The sequence below is a fragment of the Nocardioides epinepheli genome (assembly GCF_037936805.1).
Lineage (GTDB): Bacteria > Actinomycetota > Actinomycetes > Propionibacteriales > Nocardioidaceae > Nocardioides.
Map to the genome: position 1 here is coordinate 684,928 of NZ_JBBMMC010000001.1, position 17,261 is coordinate 702,188.

Below are 17,261 nucleotides of genomic sequence, written 5' to 3' on the forward strand. Positions count from 1 at the left end.
GTGACCCGTCAGCTATGGCTGACGGGTCACCGAGAGATGGCGGGTCGAGTAGGGGCGAGCCGGGGTCAGCGGCGCACTCGGGCGCTGCCGCCGCCGGCCAGCGAGCGGACCTCCTCTGCGGTCACCATCGACGTGTCGCCAGGTGTGGTCATCGCCAGGGCGCCGTGGGCGGCGCCGAACTCGAGGGCCTGCTGGAGGTCCTCGCCCTCCATCAGGCCGTAGACGAGGCCGGAGGCGAAGCCGTCGCCGCCGCCGACCCGGTCGAAGATGTCGAGATGGTCGCGGGCGACCGACGACAGCACCCCGGTGGCAGGCGACCACGCGATCGCCTGCCAGTCGTTGTCGCTGGCGGTATGGACCGTCCGCAGGGTCGTGGCGATGACCTTGAACCAGGGCATCTTCTCCGCGACCGTGCCGACCATCGCCTCGAAGCTGTCCATCGGCAGCGCGCTGAGGTTCTCATCGACATGGGCGACCTCGAAGCCGAGGGCGGCGGTGAAGTCCTCCTCGTTGCCGATCATCACGTCGACGTGACCGGCCAGCCGGGTGTTCACGTCGCGCGCGAACTCCTGCCCACCGATCGCGCCCCACAGGCTCGGCCGGTAGTTGAGGTCGAACGAGACGACGGTGCCGTGCTTCTGCGCGGCCGCCATCGCCTCCTCGGCGACGGCGGCGGCGTTCTCCGACAGGGCCGCATAGATGCCGCCAGTGTGGAGCCACCGGACCCCGCGACGTCCGAAGAGGTCGTCCCAGTCGATGGTGCCGGGGGCGAGCTGGCTGATGGCGGTGTTGGCGCGATCGGAGACCCCGAGCGCGCCTCGGACGCCGAAGCCCCGCTCGGTGAAGTTCAGGCCGTTGCGCACCGAGCGCCCGATGCCGTCGAACTTCTCCCAGCGGATCATCGAGGTGTCGACGCCACCCTGCATGATGAGGTTCTCGACGAGATGGCCCACCTCGTTGTCGGCCAGGGCGGTGACCACCCCGGCGCGCTTGCCGAACACCTTCCGCATGCCGCGGGCGACGTTGTACTCCCCGCCGCCCTCCCAGGCCTCGAACCGCCGAGCGGTGCGGATCCGGGTGTCGCCCGGGTCGAGGCGCAGCATCACCTCGCCGAGCGCCACGATGTCGAACTCGCACTCGTCCGCGGGACGGGTCTCGATCACGAACTCACTCCTTCTAATACGGGCTTGTACAGAGCGACCGCTGCCGCGCAGCGGGCCGTCACCTCGTCCCACTCCCCTGCCGCGAGCAGATCGGGCGCGACCATCCAGGTACCGCCGAGCGCGGCGATCGCCGGGTGGGCGAGATAGGACGGCGCACTCGCGGCGGTGATCCCGCCGGTCGGCACGAAGCGCACCTGCGGGAACGCCGCCGCCAGGGCCTTGATGGTGCCCAGGCCGCCATAGGCCTCGGCCGGGAAGAACTTGACGACGTCGACCCCGAGGTCGAGTGCGGCGATGATCTCCGAGGCCGTGCACACCCCGGGCAGCACCGGAAGGCCGACCTCCTGGCACCGGCGCACCACCGAGGCGCTCAGGCCGGGCGAGACCACGAAGGTGGCGCCAGCCTCCTTCGCCTGGTCGACCTGGGCGGCGGTGATGACGGTGCCGGCACCGACGATCAGGTCGCCCCGCGCGGCCAGCGCACGTAGGACGGCGCCGGCCTCGGGGGTGCGGAAGGTGACCTCTGCGACCGGGAGGCCGCCGGCGACCATGGCGGCACCGAGGTCGTCGGCCCGGGCGGCGTCGTCGAAGACGACGACCGGGACGACGCGGTGACCACCCAGCAACTGGTCGAGAACGTCGGGTGCGCTCATCGAAGCTCGGCGATGACGGTCTTGAGCTCGGTGTAGTCGTCCAGACCGAACGAGCCGAGCTCGCGACCCCAACCGGACTGCTTGAAGCCGCCGCGCGGCAGCGTCACGTCGTCGGCGTGCCAGGTGTTGACCCACACGGTTCCGGCACGCAACTTGCCGGCAACGCGGTGCGCAGTCCCGAGGTCGCGCGACCAGACACCGGCCGCGAGGCCGTAGACGGTGTTGTTGGCGGCGGCGACGACCTCGTCCTCGGTGTCGAAGGGGATCGCGGTGACGACCGGGCCGAAGATCTCGTCGGTCTGGACGGCCATGTCCTCGGTGACGCCGGTGATGAGGGTCGGGTTGACGAAGTAGCCCTGCTCGAACGGAGCGTCGGCGCTGCCGGCGCTGATCGTCGCGCCGTCGGCGACGGCGCTGCGGATGTAGCCGAGCACCTTGTCGTGCTGCTCCTTGGAGACCAGCGGGCCCATGGTGGAGTCGGCGGCGAAGCCGTCACCGGGGGTGATCGCGCGGGCGGCCGCGGCCACGCCCTCGATCACCTGGTCGAAGACCTCGCGCTGGACGTAGAGGCGCGAGCCGTTGACGCAGCACTGGCCCTCGTTGAAGTAGCCGCCGAGGACGGCGCCGGCGATCGCGGCGTCGATGTCGGCGTCGGCGAAGATGATGTTGGGCGCCTTGCCGCCCAGCTCGAGCGAGACCTTCTTCAGGTTGCCCGCCGCGCCCGCGGCGATCTTCTTGCCGACCTCGGTGGAGCCGGTGAAGGCCACCTTGTCGACCCCCGGGTGGTCGACCAGAGCGGCACCCGCGTCGCCGAAGCCGGGCAGCACGTTGACGACACCGGCGGGCAGGCCGGCGTCGAGGAGCAGCTGGCCCAGGCGCAGCGCGGTGAGCGGGGTCTGCTCGGCCGGCTTGAGGACGACGGTATTGCCGGCGGTGATGGCCGGCACGATCTTGAACGCGGCCATCAGCAGCGGGAAGTTCCACGGCACGATGCCGGCCACGACGCCGAGCGGCTCGCGGCGGGTGTAGGCGTGGAAGTCGCGGCCGGGCACCGACATCGGGATCGAGGTGCCCTCCATCTTGGTGGCCCAGCCGGCGAAGTAGCGGAAGAGCTCGGCCGCGGTGGCGACGTCGCCGTCGCGGGCGGCCTCGACGCGCTTGCCGTTGTCGAGCGCTTCGAGTTGGGCGAACTCGTCGGCGTGCTCCTCGATGAGGTCGCCGATGCGCCACAGCAGGTGGGAGCGCTCGCGCGGGGTGAACTTCGACCACGGCGAGCCGGGCTCGAAGGCCTTGCGGGCGGCCTTGACGGCGCGGTCCGCGTCAGCAGCGGAACCCTGCGCGACGACGGCCAGCACCTCCTCGGTGGCCGGGTTGAGCGTCTCGAACGTCTTGCCGTCGGCGGCGTCGACCCACTCGCCGTCGATGAGGAGCTTCTTCGGGGAGGAGAGGAACTCGCGCACGGCGGGGAGGAGCTCGGCGCGGTCGTAGGTGACGGTCATGAATGGCCTTCCAGTTCTGGCAGCGGATGTGGACCGATGGCCCACGGAGGAACGAGTGATGCGGATGAGGTCAGTGGGCGTCCTACTTGATGATCAGCACCTTCGAGCGGTCGAGGGTCAGGGCGACGGCGATCACGATGATCGCGCCGTAGAGGATCTGCTCGTACGCCGAGGGCACGCCCACGATCGGCAGGCCGACGCGCAGCAGCGTCACGACGAGAGCACCGGCCACGCTTCGCCACATGCTGCCGTGGCCGCCGGTGATGGCGGTGCCCCCGACGACGATCGCGGCGACCGCCGGGAGCAGCAGGTTGTCGGCCATGGTCGGGCTGCCGCTGAAGTTGCGGGAGACCAGCATGACGGCGGCGAGTCCGGCGCAGGCACCGGAGACGGTGAAAGCTCCGATCTTGACGAAGTCGACCGGCGAGCCCGCCAGGCGCGCCGCCGACTCGGAGTAGCCGATGGCCGAGATCCAACTCTGGATCGGCGTCAGCTTGATGATCAGCGTCAGGATGGCGACGACGATGAGCGCCAGCGCGAAGGACATCGGGATGTAGCCGCCGACGTAGAGGTTGAGCCAGTTCAGCAGGTCGCGATCGACCAGGCGGATCGGGCCCGCGTCGGAGATGACCAGTGCGATCGCGGAGAAGATGCTCATCCCACCGAGGGTGACGATGAAGGAGGGGATCCGGAGCACCACGTGCACCACCCCCTGCACGGCACCGATCACCCCGGCGGCGAGGATCACCGCCGGCACCGACGCGGCCCCGAGGTCGGGCACCCACATCGCGAGCAGGACCGTCGAGAGCGAGCACATAGCCGCGATCGAGAGGTCGATACCGCCGCACAGCACCACGAGGGTGGCGCCGGCAGCGAGCACGATGAGCGGTGCCGCGGTCTTGGAGGCCGCGGTGAGATTGCTCTGGGTGAAGAAGCCCGGGTCCTTGATGCTGAGCGCGGCGATGATGGCCACCAGCGCGATCACGGGCATGAAGTTGGTGACCCGCTGGCGCAGCGTCGGACCGCGCTGGATCGCTGCCTCGGAGGGAGGGGCAGTCACAACGGGGGTGGCCATGATCAGACCATCTCCTTGACGAGGTCGAGGGGGGTCGGCTTGTTCCCATTGGGGCAGGCCATCTCGGAGACGATCCGGCCATCGCTCATCACGACGATCCGGTCGGCCATACCGATCGCCTCTTCGAGGCTGTCGGCGAGCAGCACGGTGGCGACGCCGGTGTTGGCGAGCTCCCGCATGAGCCGGTAGACCTCGGAGCGGGCGCCGATGTCGAGGCCTCGGGTCGGGTGGTCGAGCAGGAGGAGCCGGATGTCGCCGCTGACCAGCCAGCGGGCGAGCACGACCTTCTGCTGGTTGCCGCCGGAGAGCCGTTGGATCTGGGTGCCCCGGTTCGGGGTGCGGATCTTGAGGCGCTCGATCCAGCCGTCGACCAGCTTCGCCTGCTTCTTGGGCGCCACGAGCGGTCCGGAGCAACGGGACTTCTGCTTGGTGAGCGTCATGTTGTCGGCGACCGACATCGGACCGACCATGCCCTCGATCTTGCGCTCGGCCGGCACGTAGCCGACGCCGGCGCCGCAGGCGGCGCGGGTGCCGGACAGGTCGAGCCTCTTGCCGTCGAGGGTTACCTCGCCGGAAGCGACGGGCTCGGCGCCGAACAGCGCGCGGCACACGTCCTCGCGGCCGGAGCCGTGGACGCCGACGATGGCGAGGATCTCCCCGCCGGCGATGTCGAACTCGACGTCGCGGAAGGTCTTGCCGCTCAGGCCGCGGACCTTGAGCCGGGTCTCGGGCTTCTCCACCGTCTCGGCGAGGCCCTCGTGGTAGTGGTCGTCGGAGCCGGTCGAGCCGATCATCATCTTGTGCAGATCGCCGGGCACCGCACCTGCGGTGGGGACCTCGCCGACCGACTGGCCTCCGCGGAGGACCGCGACCCGGTCGCAGACGTCGAGGACCTCGTCGAGGCGGTGGGAGACGAAGATGACCGAGGCGAACTCGCGCAGCCGGCGGATCTGCTTGAACAGGGTCTCGACCTCGCCGGACTCGAGCACCGAGGTCGGCTCGTCGAGGATGATCACCGGCGCCACGTTCGTGCGCTGCTCGATCCGCAGCACCTTCGCGATCTCGACCATCTGCCGGTCGGCGAAGCTGAGGGTGTCGGTGCGCGCCAGCGGGTCGATGTGGGAGCCGATCTTGTCCAGCTGCTCCTGGGCGAGCTTGCGCATCGTCCCCCAGCGGTAGGTGCCGGCGCGCACGCCGGCCCCCTCGCTGCCGAGCACGATGTTCTCGGCGGCGGTGAGGTTGGGCACCAGGGACTGCTCCTGGAAGACCATCCCGATGCCGTGGTTGGCGGCGTCGACCACGCTGCGCAGGCGCACCTTCTCTCCGCGCACGTAGATCTCGCCGGCGTCGGGCTTGACGAGGCCCACCAGCGCCTTGAGCAGGGTCGACTTGCCGGCGCCGTTCTCTCCGGCGAGCCCGAGCACCTCGTTCTGCTTGACGTGGAAGTCGACGCCGTCGAGCGCCTTGACGCCGGGGTAGTGCTTGACGAGGCCGCGCACCTCCAGCGCGGGCACGGTCGCGGCGTGCTCGGCTGGCTGCTTGTCCATCTCGACGCTCACTTGACCACCTGGTTCCTGCGACGTTGCGGGATGACCGCGGCGGCGACCGCGACCACGACGATGAGACCCTGCACGCCGCCCTGCCAGTAGAGGTTCACCCCGACCTGGACCAGGCCGTTGGTGAGGACCACGGTGAGCAGCACGCCGACGGCGGAGTGGAGCACGCCGCCGCGGCCGCCGGTGAGCAGGGTGCCGCCGACGACGGCGGCGGTGATGGCGGAGAAGTCGTAGCCGTCGCCGGCTTGGACCAGCCCGGCGCCGAGCTGGCTGGTCACCATCACGCCGCCGAGGCCGTAGAAGGCGCCGGCGAGGGCGAAGACCGCGATCTTGTAGGGCTTGACGTTCACTCCGGAGAGAGCGAGGACCTCCTCGGCGCCGCCGATCGCGTAGGCGTAGCGGCCGAGACGGGTGAAGCGCTGGATCAGGTAGCCGATCGCGATGCAGCCGATGGCGATCCAGGTGAGATAGGAGAGGCCGAGGAACCGGTTGACGGCCCAGCCCTGGAGGAACTCGTCGGTGATGTTGGGCTGGACGCCGTTGAACATCAAGGTCGCCACACCGAGGCCGACCGCCGACATCCCGAGGGTGGTCATGAAGGAGGGCACCTTCAAGAACACCAGCGTCAGACCGCTCAGTGCTCCCATGGCGGCGCCCAGGCCGATGGCGATCAGGATCCCGATCAGGCCGAGGTCGTTGTCATTGCGATTGTTGGCGACCAGGAGCGCCACCGCGATCGCGGAGGCGCCCATGACGCCGGGAACGGAGAGGTCGATCGACCCCATCATCAACACGAACGAGATGCCGCAGGTCACCACGGCCAGCACGGCCGCGGTGTCCAGCATGTTCTGCATGTTCGTGAGGCTGCGGAACTGGGTGTTGACCACAGCGAAGAACAAGAAGATGACGACGAGCGCGATGGGTGGCCCGGCGTCAGCGAGGGACACCCCCCGCCGAGGCTGGGGGCGCGCCGCGACGACGTCCTCGGCGGGGGATGTCATGGTCACGAGATGGGACCCACTGCGCGGTTGAACACGTTGTCGCACTCGAAGTCGGCCGGGTCGGTCTCCGGGGTGGAGAAGTCGGCGACGTTGTCCTTGTTGATCAGGAACTGCTCGGCGTAGAACGCGCGGTCCTCATCGGCGATGTCCTCGACCTTGAGCTCGCCGATGGCGACGCAGTAGCCGATCGCCAGGCCGACGCCGCCCTGCCAGGGGCCGTCGCTGGACACGGTGGCGGTCATCGTGCCGTCCTCGATCGCGCTGAGCGCGTCGGGCACGGCGTCGATGCCGACGACGGCGACGTCGGTGCGACCGGCCTGCTTGAGCGCCTCCAGAGCACCGAGCGCCATGTCGTCGTTGGCGGTCCAGATGCCCTTGACCTTGTCGCCGTGCTTGGAGAGCAGGGTCTTGGTGACCGTCAGCGCCTCGTCGCGGGAGAAGTTCGCGGTCTGCTGGTCGAGCAGCTCGACGCCGGAGTTCTCCTCCAGCGAGGCCTCCAGGCCGGCGAACCGGTCCTTGGCCGCCGCGGTGTCGAGGACGCCCTGCAGCGCAATGATGCCGCCCTCGCCGCCGATCGCCTCGGCCAGCGCGTCCCCGATCTGCTTGCCCGACTCGACGCCGTCGTAGGTGATGTGACTGATCCAGTAGTCGTAGTCGGCGACGTTCATGTCGGCCGGCTTGTTCCACTGGGTGACGGTGTAGACACCGGCGGCCTCGGCGCCCTCCACGATCGGCGGGGTGTCGGAGTCGCCGTTGGGGAGGATGTTCATGACCAGGCACTTGGTGTCGCCGGCCAGGCGCTGGGTGATCTGGTCCTGCTGCTTGGTGGAGTCGCCGTCGTAGGTGAGGCGCTCCTGCTCGAGACCGACCGACTCGGCGAAGGCGTCGCCGCCGTCGAGCCAGGCCGCCTCGTAGGGGTTGGACTCGTTGCGGACCTGGCCGAGGAGCTGCACGTCCTCCTTGGCGCAGGCCGCGGAGTCACCGTCCCCGCTCCCGCCGTTGCCGCCCCCGGAGGCCTCCTCGCTGCAACCCGCCAGGGCGACGGCAGCCAGCGACAGGCTGATCAGCGCTGCGGCGGGACGTGACTTCAACTTCATTGTCATTTCCTCTTTCTTGGTGCCAGGAAGTCCGGCGGGATGATCCGAGAGGTCGGGAAGGTGGTGCGGGTACTGCAGGTGGTGCGGCACTGCTGGTGGAGCTGCGGTTACTGCACTGCGGGGGATTCAGGTCCGAGACGGACGGGGACTCAGCGGGCCATCCAGCCGCCGTCGACGACCAGCACGTGACCGTTGACGTAGTCGGCGGCGGGAGAGCTGAGGAACACCGCGGCGCCTGCGATGTCCTCGGGCGTGCCCCAGCGACCGGCCGGGATCCGCTCGAGGATCGCCTGGGCCCGGTCGGCGTCGGCGCGCAGCGGAGCGGTGTTGTCGGTGGCCATATAGCCGGGGGCGATGGCGTTGACCTGCACGCCGAGCGGACCCCACTCGTTGGCGAGGGCTTTGGTGATGCCGGCGACGCCGTGCTTGGCGGCGGTGTAGGAGATGACCCGGATGCCGCCCTGGAAGGCGAGCAGGCTGGCGATGCTGACGATCTTGCCGGCGCCGCGCTCGACCATCGGCCGGCCGAGCGCCTGGGTGAGGAGGAACAGTCCGGTCAGGTTGATGTCGATGACCCGGTTCCACGAGTCGGCGCCGAGGTCGACGGTGTCCTCGCGCTCGATGATGCCGGCGTTGTTGACGAGGATGTCGATCTGCCCGCCGGTGACGAGGTCGGCACCGACCCGCGCGACGGCGTCGTGGTCGGAGACGTCGAGGTCGACGACCTGGACCTGACGGCCGAGATCGGCGATCTGCTTGGCCGACTCGTCCTGGCTGCCGGGCAGGCCGACCAGGATCAGGTCGGCGCCGGCGTCCGCCAGACCGCGGGCGACGCCCTGGCCCAGACCGCGGCCGGCTCCGGTGACGACGGCGGTCTTGCCGCTCAGGTCGAAGGGCGAGGTGCTCACAGGTCCTCCAGGGCGACGGGTGCGAGATCGGTGTAGGCGTTGTTCTCTCCGGTCATGGCCCACACGAAGGCGTAGGAGCCGGTGCCGGCACCGCTGTGGATCGACCACGGCGGGGAGATCACGGCCTGCTTGTCCTTCACGACCAGGTGGCGGGTCGCGCCGGGCTGGCCGAGGAAGTGGAAGACGCGGTCGTTCTCGTCGAGGTCGAGATAGAGGTAGACCTCGGTACGACGGTCGTGCAGATGCGGCGGGAAGGTGTTCCACACCGATCCGTCGGCGATGACCGTCATCCCGATCTGGAGCGCGGCGGACTCGACGTCCTGGCCCCACACGTAGCGGTACAGGCTGCGCTCGTTGGCGGCCTCGGGCGAGCCGAGCTCGACCGGCTCGACCTTGCTGCGCTCGAGGAGCGTGGTCGTGTAGGTGGCGTGGGCCGGCGCCGACACGAAGTAGAAGGCAGCGTCCTCGCCGTCGAAGGTGACCTCGCTGCCGCGCGCGACGTAGAGGCCGTCGAGGTGCCCGAGCTCGAACTTCTCGCCGTCGACGATCACGTGACCGGAGTCGGCGACGTTGATGATGCCGAGCTCGCGACGCTCCAGGTGGGAGTCGACACCGAGGACGTCGGTCCACGCGGGAAGCTCGAGCGGGCCGGCGCTCGGGACGGCGCCGCCGACGACGAGGCGGTCGTCGTGGGTGTAGACACCGTTCACATCGCCCGGAACGAACAGATCCTCGATGAGATAGTCAGCCTTGAGGTCCGCGGTGCATGCTGTCTCCACGCTCGTTGGGGCGGTGGAATATCGGACCTTGATCAACTGAAACACTCCTCGGTCATGAACTACGTTCGGCTATGTGAACTGGACCGTACACGTGACCCCGATCACTGGTCAAGAGTTCGAAACTAGTCCACGTATGCGAACTGCAGTACACTGTTGTCAAACGCCCGAGGCGCTACCCATCCGGGGCGTCGTACCGTGGGTACCGACCCCCCGCTTGTCTTGATCAGGAGGCCTCTCGGATGACGATTCAGAAAACGGTGACCGGGGCGGGGAGTACCGCCACCGACAACCCGGCCGACAGCACGGGCTCGCCCAGGACGACGGTCGGCGGGGCGAGCACCGAGACCGGCCACTCCCCCGCGGGACCTGTGAAATCGGCCGCCCGGGCCCTCGATCTGCTCGATGAGATCGCCGCCCACGGCCCCGGAACGCAGCTGCAGCTCTCCACCCGGCTCAAGATCCCCAAGAGCAGCCTGCACGCGCTCCTGCGCACCATGACCGACCGCGGCTGGCTCGACACCGATCCCACCGGCAGTGTCTACATGCTCGGCATCCACTCGCTCGTGGTGAGCTCGGCCTATCTCGACGGCGATCCCGTCCTCGCCCGGGCCGCCACCGTGCTCGACGAGGTCGCGGCCGCCACCGAGGAGACCGTCCACCTCGGTCGCCTCGATGGCGCCAACGTCATCTACACCGCCAAACGAGAGTCGGTGCACCCGCTGCGGATGCACTCGGCCGTCGGACGCCGGCTGCCGGCCTACTCGACGTCCCTCGGCCGCGCGGTGCTGGCCGACCTGGCCCCCGCCGAACGCAGCGCTCTCGTGCCTGAGGAGATCTCTGCGATCACCAGCCACACGACGACCAACAAGGACGCCGTCCTCGCGATCATCGCCCAGGCGCACGAGCAGGGCTACGCGGTCGAGAGTGAGGAGTCCTGCCTCGGGGTTCGCTGCTTCGGCGTCTCCCTACCGTTCTCGCGCACCACGCGCGACGCGCTCAGCGTGGCGGTCCCGATCAGCCGCCTGGTCGGCGGCCGCGAGGACCTGATCATCGAGACGCTGCTCAGCGTCAAGGCCCGCGTGGAGTCGGTCTACGACAACAGCCTGGTGCGGTAGGTCGCAGTACCTGCCCACACTCAGAGGTTGAGCAAGCCGGAGCGCGAAGAACGAGCCCGACCGGCCGACGAAAACCTCGCAAGCCTCCCACCGAACGCTGGCACGGAGCGTTGCCGGGGTTTCGACAGCGCTCACTGGCGCTCGCTTGCTCAACCTCCGGCGTGGCGAGCGGCCCCCGGCCAACGCGGGCACGGACCCCGGGCGTCTCCGGAGACACGTGATCCGCGGAGCCCGAAGGCCCCGCGGATCACTTGCGTGGGGAGAGTTGCCCCTCAGGGCTACCGAGCTCCGGCCCCCCAGACCGCGGCTCGGCAAGTCCTACCGGGTTACTGGGCCGGCTGGAGGGCGCCGAGAATCTCGCGGACCTCGGCCTCAGTCGTGGCCGCCTCGAGCCGGGCGACCTGGTCGGGGTCGGTGAAGATCGTGGCGATCTTCGCCAGGAGCTTCAGGTGCTCGTTCCCGGCCGAGGCGATGCCGATGACGAAGCGCACCTCCTTGCCCTTCCAGTCGATCGGCTCGGCGTAGCGCACGAAGGTGATCGCCGTCCGGCTCACGCCGCTCTTGGCGTCGTTGGTGCCGTGCGGGATGGCGAGCAGGTTGCCCATGTAGGTGGACACCGACTCCTCGCGAGTGTGCATCGCGTCGGCGTAGGCCTGGTCGGCCGCGCCCGCGGCGACCAACAGCTCGCCGGCCCGGGTGATCGCCGCGTCGCGCGACTCCTTCCCGACGTCGAGCAGCAGGGCGCCCTCGGGCAGCAGGTCGGCTCCGCCGTCGGAGGCGTCGGTCGCCGGCTCCGCAGGGGTGGCCGCGTGCGCTCCGCCTCCGGATGCGCTGCTCGAGGCAGCACCGCCGCCGTTGCGCTCGCGCACCAGCTCGACGATCTCGTCGTAGCGCGGGCTGTTCATGAAGTTCTCCACCGACACGTGGGCCGCGGACGGCGTGCGCTGCTCGGCACGCGCGGTGAGGTCCTCGTGGGTGACGACCAGGTCGACGTCGTCCTTGAGGTTGGCGATCGCCAGGTTGGTGACGCTCACCTCGCCGAAGCCGGCGTCCTTGATCTTCTTGCGCAGCACCGAGGCGCCCATCGCCGAGGAGCCCATGCCGGCGTCGCAGGCGAAGATGATCCGGTTGATCGGGCCCGTGCCGCCCGCGCCGGTGAGCGCCGAGGCGACCGACGACTTCTTGCCCTTGTTGGCCTCCATCTGTGCGGTGGCGGCGGCCAGGTCGCCGTCGTCGCCCTTGTCGGTCTTGAGCAGCAGCGCGGCGACGATGAAGGTCACCAGGGCCGAGCCGAAGACCGCGATCGTCACGCCCACATAGGAGTCCTTGGCGGTCTGGGCGTAGACGGCGAAGATCGAGCCGGGCGCGGCCGGGGCACGCAGGCCGACGTCGAAGGCGACGTTGAGGGCCACGCCGGTCATGCCGCCGGCGACCATCGCGATGAGCAGCTTGGGCTTCATCAGCACGTAGGGGAAGTAGATCTCGTGGATGCCGCCGAAGAAGTGGATGATCGCGGCGCCCGGCGCGGTCGCCTTGGCGATGCCCTTGCCGAAGAAGGTGAACGCCAGCAGCAGCCCGAGGCCGGGGCCCGGGTTGGCCTCGAGAAGGAAGAGCACCGACTTGCCGGACTCGGCCGCCTCGGAGAGGCCGAGCGGGGTGAGCACGCCGTGGTTGATGGCGTTGTTGAGGAAGAAGACCTTGGCCGGCTCGATGAGGAGCGAGGTGAGCGGCAGCAGGTTGTTGTCGACCAGGTACTCCACGACGTTGCTCAGGCCGTCCATCAGCTCGTTGACCAGCGGCGCCAGGGCGAGGAAGCCGACCAGGGCCATCGCGAAGGCGATGATGCCGGCCGAGAACATGTTGACGAGCATCTCGAAGCCCGCCTTGACCTTGCCGTCCCACAAGGAGTCGAGCTTCTTCATCACCCACGCGGCGAGCGGACCCATGATCATCGCGCCGATGAACATGTGGACCTGGCCGAGCTCGCTGAAGTCCGCCTCGGGCTTGCCGGCAGCAAGCCATGCCTCGAGAGCGTCGGCGTTGGTCTGCGCGATCAGCCAGTCGGAGCCTGCGATCACGCCCATCGTCGCGAAGGCGCCGACGACGGCGCCGCGGTCGCCGTAGATCATCCGACCGCCGGTGGCGCCGATCAGGATGGGCAGCAGGTAGTGGATCGCCGGGCCCACCATGGAGGCGAGCTCCTCGTTCGGCAGCCAGCCGACGTCGATGAACAGCGCGGTGAGCAGGCCCCAGGCGATCAGGGCCGGGATGTTCGGCATGATCATGTTCGACATCGCCGTGCCGAACTTCTGGATCCGCACCCGCAGGCTCGTCGAGCCCTCGTTGTGCTGAGGCGCTTGCTGAGTGGTGGCCATGCTCGCCCTTCCCTCCGGACCGTGTTCACCCCACGGCCCTGGCTGGCGCGGCGCTGTGACGACAGTCACCGCATCTGTGATTGCCTTTATATCTGCCCGCCTGTTCGGCCGTCAAGCAACTTGAACCAACATGAGCGGGCACAAATCAACATTCATGGGCTAGGGTCGGTGGCACCCGACGACCCCCATAGCGACTCAGGAGACAGCGATGAAGGCACTGCGGTTCTACGCACCCGAGGACGTACGACTGGTCGAGGTGCCCGAGCCGGTCTGCGGACCCGACGAGGTCAAGATCAAGGTCAAGAACTGCTCGACCTGCGGCACCGACGTCAAGATCAAGAAGAACGGTCACCCCAACATCACCGGCGAGACCACGCTGGGTCACGAGGTGGCCGGCGAGGTCGTCGAGGTCGGCGAGAACGCCAAGGGCGGCTTCAAGGTCGGCGACCGCGTGCAGAGCATCGCCGCGGTGCCGTGCGGTGAGTGTCACGAGTGCCGCAAGGGCTGGATGGAGGTCTGCCAGAACCAGACCTCGGTGGGATACCAGTACGACGGCGGCTTCGCCGAGTACATGATCGTCCCCGAGCAGGTGCTCAAGGTCGACGGCCTCAACCGGATCCCCGACAACGTCGGCTACGACGAGGCCTCGGCCGCCGAGCCCTTCGCCTGCGCGATCAATGCCCAAGAGCAGCTCGGCATCGAGGAGGGCGACTTCGTCGTCGTCTTCGGCGCCGGACCGATCGGCTGCATGCACACCCGGATCGCCCGCGGCGTCCACAAGGCCGGCACGATCGTGCTGGTCGACATCAACGACGAGCGACTGAAGATGTCGGCCGACGCCGTCCAGCCCGACCACGTCATCAACTCCGCGAACGAGGACGTCGTCGCGAAGGTCATGGAGCTCACCGACGGCCGCGGCGCCGACGTGATCATCACCGCGACCCCGGCGAACATCACCCAGGAGCAGGCGATCTCGATGGCCGCCCGCCAGGGCCGCATCTCCTTCTTCGGCGGCCTGCCGAAGAACGACCCCTTCATCAAGGCCGACTCGAACCTCATCCACTACCGCCAGCTCCACGTCCACGGCGCCAACGGCTCCTCCCCCGACCACAACAAGCGGGCACTGGAGTACATCTCCACCGGCCAGGTTCCGGTCAAGGACCTGATCACCAGGCACGTCCCCCTCGACGACGTCATGTCCGTGTTCGACATCGTCGCCAACGGCGAGGCCATCAAGGTCACCGTCGAGCCGTAGCGGCGCCCGACGGGGAGGTTGAGCAAGCCGGGAGGGCGAGGAACGAGCCCGCCTGACAGTCGGCCGCCGACGAAACCCCGTTGGCCTCCGTCGGGAACGTTGGCAGGCACGGTTGCCGGGGTTTCGTCGGCGCTCGCTGCGCTCGCTTGCTCAACCTCCGGCCGCAGGCCACTCCCCGGAGGTTGAGCAAGCCGGACGGCGAGGAACGAGCCCGACAGCGCAGACGAAACCTCGCAACCGACCTCACCAGCGCTGGCAAGGACGGGTGCCGGGGTTTCGTCGGCGCTCGCTGGCGCTCGCTTGCTCAACCTCCGGCCGCAGGCCACTCCCCGGAGGTTGAGCAAGCCGAGAGGGTGCGGAACGAGCCCGACAGCGCCGACGCTGGCAGCGACGGTTGCCGGGGTTTCGTCGGCGCTCGCTGGCGCTCGCTTGCTCAACCTCCGGCGGTCGGGTGGGCGGTGACGACGACATTGCCGCGGTACTCGGTGCCGTCCCAGCCGGTGCAGGTCAGCAGCAGGAGGCCGGGGCGGCCGCCGGAGCCGAGGATCCTCGCCGATCGGTGCGCGAACTCGGCGTCGGTGAGGACGCGCACCGAGGCGACTCGGTAGCGCAGCGTCGGGCCGTCGGTCCGGTGCAGGAAGATCTTCGCGCCCTTGCGCAGGGACCCGATCTCGTCGAAGGCGCCGTCGCCCTGGCGGAGGCTGTGGCCGACCAGGACCGATCGACCCGAGGCGCTGCCGGGTACGGCCCCACCGGCCCAGAGCCCGACCGCCGCGGCATCGGCCGGAGGCTCCAGGAGCCCGTCGACCACGGCCGCGATGCCGATCGGGGCCTGGATGCCGACCGCTGGGATCTCCACCGTCGAGGCGGGCACCCTCCCGAGCGCGGCGTCCGCCCCGGCCGGAGCCGTGTTCTTCAGGCCCGCGGCGCTTCCGGTGGGACAGGAGGAGCCGGTGGACGTCGGCGGCTGGGGCGAAGCCGAGTCGTCTGTCGTGGACGTCGGCTCGGCGGTCCCGTCCGTCGCGGTCGGGTCGCTCGGGTCGGTCGTGGCGATCCCGGTCGGCGTGGCCGGATCGGTGGCGGTCTCACCCGGGGTCGCAGGACCGGTCGTGGTCTCGGCGGGGTCCTCCGTCTCCGGCTGCGTCGGCGACTCGGTGGGTCCCTCGGTCTCGGTGGGTGTCTCGGTGGGCGTCTCAGTGGCACAGGGGGTCTCGGTGTCCCCGGGCTCGGTGGGTTCCGTGGTCGTCTCGCCCGGCGGGGTGGCCGGGCACTGCGGACCCTCGGCCTCGCCGTGCGAGATCGCGATCACGTACGACCGGCCCTGTGCATCGGGAAACACGCTGCCCACCGCTCCCACGGCGTCGATGCTCACCTCGATCGGGTTCTTTCCTTCCTTGAGGCGTTCGTCGACACCGGGCTTGCCGACGTACTTGCACACCCAGACCTTCTTCTCATCGCCCGGGTCGCCCGAGCCCGCAGCCAGGGCGAACCGCGTGACCGAGGCCAGCGTCGCCGTCACGAGGCACACGAGCGCCACGGCTCCCACGATTCGGCCGCGTGCGGTGATCTCGCGGTGGCGTCTCATCCCCAGCTCCGTCCGGTCGGCGACCCCGACGCCACTCGATCACCGACCGACCCCGCCCACATGGTCCGGAAAGTACGAGGACGTCCGGGGCAGACCGCGGTTCCGCGAGGTATCGGTGTCAAGACCCCGATCGAGTCTGCCGCGCTGGGCTCACCCGAGGGCATCATCGGGTCTCCCTTGCAGATCGGGTGGACCAGGCCGGAGGCGAGTCGCATGACCAACGAGGAGATGCGCGCCAGCTGGACGGCGCTCGGCACGAGGTGGGTGAAGCACGAGGCCGTCTTCGACGCGGTCTTCGCACCGGCGACCCGCGCGTTGCTCGCCGCGGCCGGGATCTCCGAGGGCGACCGGGTGCTCGACGTCGGCTGCGGGTCGGGCACCCTGCTGGCGGCTGCGGTCGCCGACGGCGCCGCGGTGGTCGGCATCGACATCTCCGCCACCATGGTGGCCGCCGCGCGCGCCCGCGTCCCCGATGCCACCGTGCTGCTCGCCGATGCCCAGGAGACCGACCTCGTCAGCGCAGCGCCGGGGCGACCGTTCGATCGGGTGATCTCACGGTTCGGCGTGATGTTCTTCGCCGATCCCGTGGTGGCCTTCACCCGGATCGGTGCGGCCACGGGCGAAGTCGGCCGCCTCGCCTTCGCCTGTTGGCGCCCGCGCGAGGAGAACCCGATCTTCACCTCGGGCAGCGAGCTCATCAACGAGGCACTGGAGAGGATCGGCGCCTTGCCGCCCCCCGCTGCTCCGGATGCCCCCGGTCCGACCTCGCTCGGTGATCCGGCCCGGATCACCTCGATCCTCACCGCGGCCGGATGGACGCCGCCGACCATCACCGCGTACGACTTCGAGGTCGACTATGGTCGCGCGCCCGGCGCCACCGACGGCGTCAACGAGCGTCTCGACATGATCCTGGCAACGCCTGCGGGGGCGCACGCCCAGTCGGCGCTCGCGCCGGCCCTCGGCGAGAGTGGCTGGGCCGACCTGCTCGAAGAGTCGCGGGCCCATCTGCGCTCCTCGACCGTCGACGGCTCCGTGCGCTTCCCGGGTGCGGTGTGGATCGTGACCGCAACGCCGGCCTGACAACGCCGGCTATGGCACCGAGGATGCCTCTTACCTGACCAAGTGCCCCATTGGCCACACAACACACCGGAAACCTGACAGAATCCCTCGACCCCCACGCTCGGGGGGGCACTCGGCGTG

Annotated in this window: 14 protein-coding genes; 3 read left to right on the forward strand and 11 right to left on the reverse strand. The window is 69.4% G+C overall.

The genetic code is table 11. From position 1 onward, the window contains the following. Nucleotides 1-65: 65 nt before the first annotated feature. The 9 genes from WMR31_RS03220 to kduI all read right to left on the reverse strand — a co-directional run bounded on the left by WMR31_RS03220 (nt 66) and on the right by kduI (nt 9,731). Nucleotides 66-1,163 (reverse strand): sugar kinase, encoded by a 1,098-nt coding sequence (locus tag WMR31_RS03220; RefSeq protein WP_340537324.1) that lies wholly within the window; start codon nt 1,161-1,163, stop codon nt 66-68. Next, entirely contained in the window at nt 1,160-1,816 is a 657-nt protein-coding gene (eda, locus tag WMR31_RS03225; protein WP_340537325.1) for a bifunctional 4-hydroxy-2-oxoglutarate aldolase/2-dehydro-3-deoxy-phosphogluconate aldolase, read from the reverse strand. Before eda ends, WMR31_RS03220 begins: the two co-directional genes overlap by 4 nt. After that, complete coding sequence (locus tag WMR31_RS03230) at nt 1,813-3,315, reverse strand: aldehyde dehydrogenase family protein (protein WP_340537326.1); 1,503 nt, start codon at nt 3,313-3,315, stop codon at nt 1,813-1,815. Before WMR31_RS03230 ends, eda begins: the two co-directional genes overlap by 4 nt. A gap of 82 nt (nt 3,316-3,397) precedes the next feature. Beyond that, entirely contained in the window at nt 3,398-4,390 is a 993-nt protein-coding gene (locus WMR31_RS03235; RefSeq protein WP_340537327.1) for an ABC transporter permease, read from the reverse strand. A 2-nt stretch (nt 4,391-4,392) separates the two neighbouring features. Continuing rightward, on the reverse strand, nt 4,393-5,949 hold the full coding sequence (locus WMR31_RS03240; protein ID WP_340537328.1) for a sugar ABC transporter ATP-binding protein: 1,557 nt from the start codon (nt 5,947-5,949) through the stop codon (nt 4,393-4,395). Further along, nucleotides 5,946-6,947: an ABC transporter permease gene (locus tag WMR31_RS03245; protein WP_340537329.1), complete on the reverse strand. Its 1,002-nt coding sequence runs from the start codon at nt 6,945-6,947 to the stop codon at nt 5,946-5,948. Before WMR31_RS03245 ends, WMR31_RS03240 begins: the two co-directional genes overlap by 4 nt. 2 nt (nt 6,948-6,949) lie before the next feature. Then, complete coding sequence (locus WMR31_RS03250; protein WP_340537330.1) at nt 6,950-8,044, reverse strand: sugar ABC transporter substrate-binding protein; 1,095 nt, start codon at nt 8,042-8,044, stop codon at nt 6,950-6,952. Nucleotides 8,045-8,193: 149 nt separating this feature from the next. Beyond that, entirely contained in the window at nt 8,194-8,952 is a 759-nt protein-coding gene (gene kduD, locus WMR31_RS03255; protein ID WP_340537331.1) for a 2-dehydro-3-deoxy-D-gluconate 5-dehydrogenase KduD, read from the reverse strand. Beyond that, nucleotides 8,949-9,731, reverse strand: coding sequence for a 5-dehydro-4-deoxy-D-glucuronate isomerase (gene kduI, locus WMR31_RS03260; protein WP_340537332.1), 783 nt, complete (start codon nt 9,729-9,731; stop codon nt 8,949-8,951). The genes kduD and kduI overlap by 4 nt, the downstream gene beginning before the upstream one ends. A gap of 239 nt (nt 9,732-9,970) precedes the next feature. Between kduI and WMR31_RS03265 the strand changes: the two genes are divergently transcribed. Further along, complete coding sequence (locus tag WMR31_RS03265) at nt 9,971-10,846, forward strand: IclR family transcriptional regulator (RefSeq protein WP_340537333.1); 876 nt, start codon at nt 9,971-9,973, stop codon at nt 10,844-10,846. 326 nt (nt 10,847-11,172) lie between these two features. Here WMR31_RS03265 and WMR31_RS03270 read toward each other — a convergent pair whose 3' ends face one another. Next, nucleotides 11,173-13,221, reverse strand: a complete 2,049-nt coding sequence (locus WMR31_RS03270; protein WP_340537334.1) for a PTS mannitol transporter subunit IICBA — start codon at nt 13,219-13,221, stop codon at nt 11,173-11,175. A gap of 208 nt (nt 13,222-13,429) precedes the next feature. Between WMR31_RS03270 and WMR31_RS03275 the strand changes: the two genes are divergently transcribed. Continuing rightward, a complete protein-coding gene (locus tag WMR31_RS03275; RefSeq protein ID WP_340537335.1) occupies nt 13,430-14,476 on the forward strand; it encodes a zinc-dependent dehydrogenase in 1,047 nt (348 codons plus the stop codon). 433 nt (nt 14,477-14,909) lie between these two features. Here the strand turns inward: WMR31_RS03275 and WMR31_RS03280 are convergent, their stop codons facing one another. Continuing rightward, the gene (locus tag WMR31_RS03280; protein ID WP_340537336.1) at nt 14,910-16,061 is read right to left on the reverse strand and encodes a class F sortase; all 1,152 of its coding nucleotides are present in this window, start codon (nt 16,059-16,061) and stop codon (nt 14,910-14,912) included. Nucleotides 16,062-16,274: 213 nt separating this feature from the next. Here WMR31_RS03280 and WMR31_RS03285 point away from each other — a divergent pair, with 213 nt between their 5' ends. Then, nucleotides 16,275-17,141 carry a class I SAM-dependent methyltransferase gene (locus tag WMR31_RS03285; RefSeq protein ID WP_340537337.1) on the forward strand — a complete coding sequence of 289 codons (867 nt, stop codon included), beginning with the start codon at nt 16,275-16,277 and terminating at the stop codon, nt 17,139-17,141. The last annotated feature ends 120 nt before the right edge of the window (nt 17,142-17,261 follow it).

What these genes read in the sequence shown, in the direction of transcription:
- eda (WP_340537325.1), bottom strand. Translation starts at nt 1,816, where the DNA reads ATGAGCGCACCCGACGTTCTCGACCAGTTGCTGGGTGGTCACCGCGTC.
- WMR31_RS03280 (WP_340537336.1), bottom strand. Translation starts at nt 16,061, where the DNA reads ATGAGACGCCACCGCGAGATCACCGCACGCGGCCGAATCGTGGGAGCC.
- WMR31_RS03265 (WP_340537333.1), top strand. Translation starts at nt 9,971, where the DNA reads ATGACGATTCAGAAAACGGTGACCGGGGCGGGGAGTACCGCCACCGAC.
- WMR31_RS03235 (WP_340537327.1), bottom strand. Translation starts at nt 4,390, where the DNA reads ATGGCCACCCCCGTTGTGACTGCCCCTCCCTCCGAGGCAGCGATCCAG.
- WMR31_RS03230 (WP_340537326.1), bottom strand. Translation starts at nt 3,315, where the DNA reads ATGACCGTCACCTACGACCGCGCCGAGCTCCTCCCCGCCGTGCGCGAG.
- WMR31_RS03275 (WP_340537335.1), top strand. Translation starts at nt 13,430, where the DNA reads ATGAAGGCACTGCGGTTCTACGCACCCGAGGACGTACGACTGGTCGAG.
- WMR31_RS03250 (WP_340537330.1), bottom strand. Translation starts at nt 8,044, where the DNA reads ATGAAGTTGAAGTCACGTCCCGCCGCAGCGCTGATCAGCCTGTCGCTG.
- WMR31_RS03245 (WP_340537329.1), bottom strand. Translation starts at nt 6,947, where the DNA reads ATGACATCCCCCGCCGAGGACGTCGTCGCGGCGCGCCCCCAGCCTCGG.
- WMR31_RS03285 (WP_340537337.1), top strand. Translation starts at nt 16,275, where the DNA reads ATGACCAACGAGGAGATGCGCGCCAGCTGGACGGCGCTCGGCACGAGG.
- WMR31_RS03270 (WP_340537334.1), bottom strand. Translation starts at nt 13,221, where the DNA reads ATGGCCACCACTCAGCAAGCGCCTCAGCACAACGAGGGCTCGACGAGC.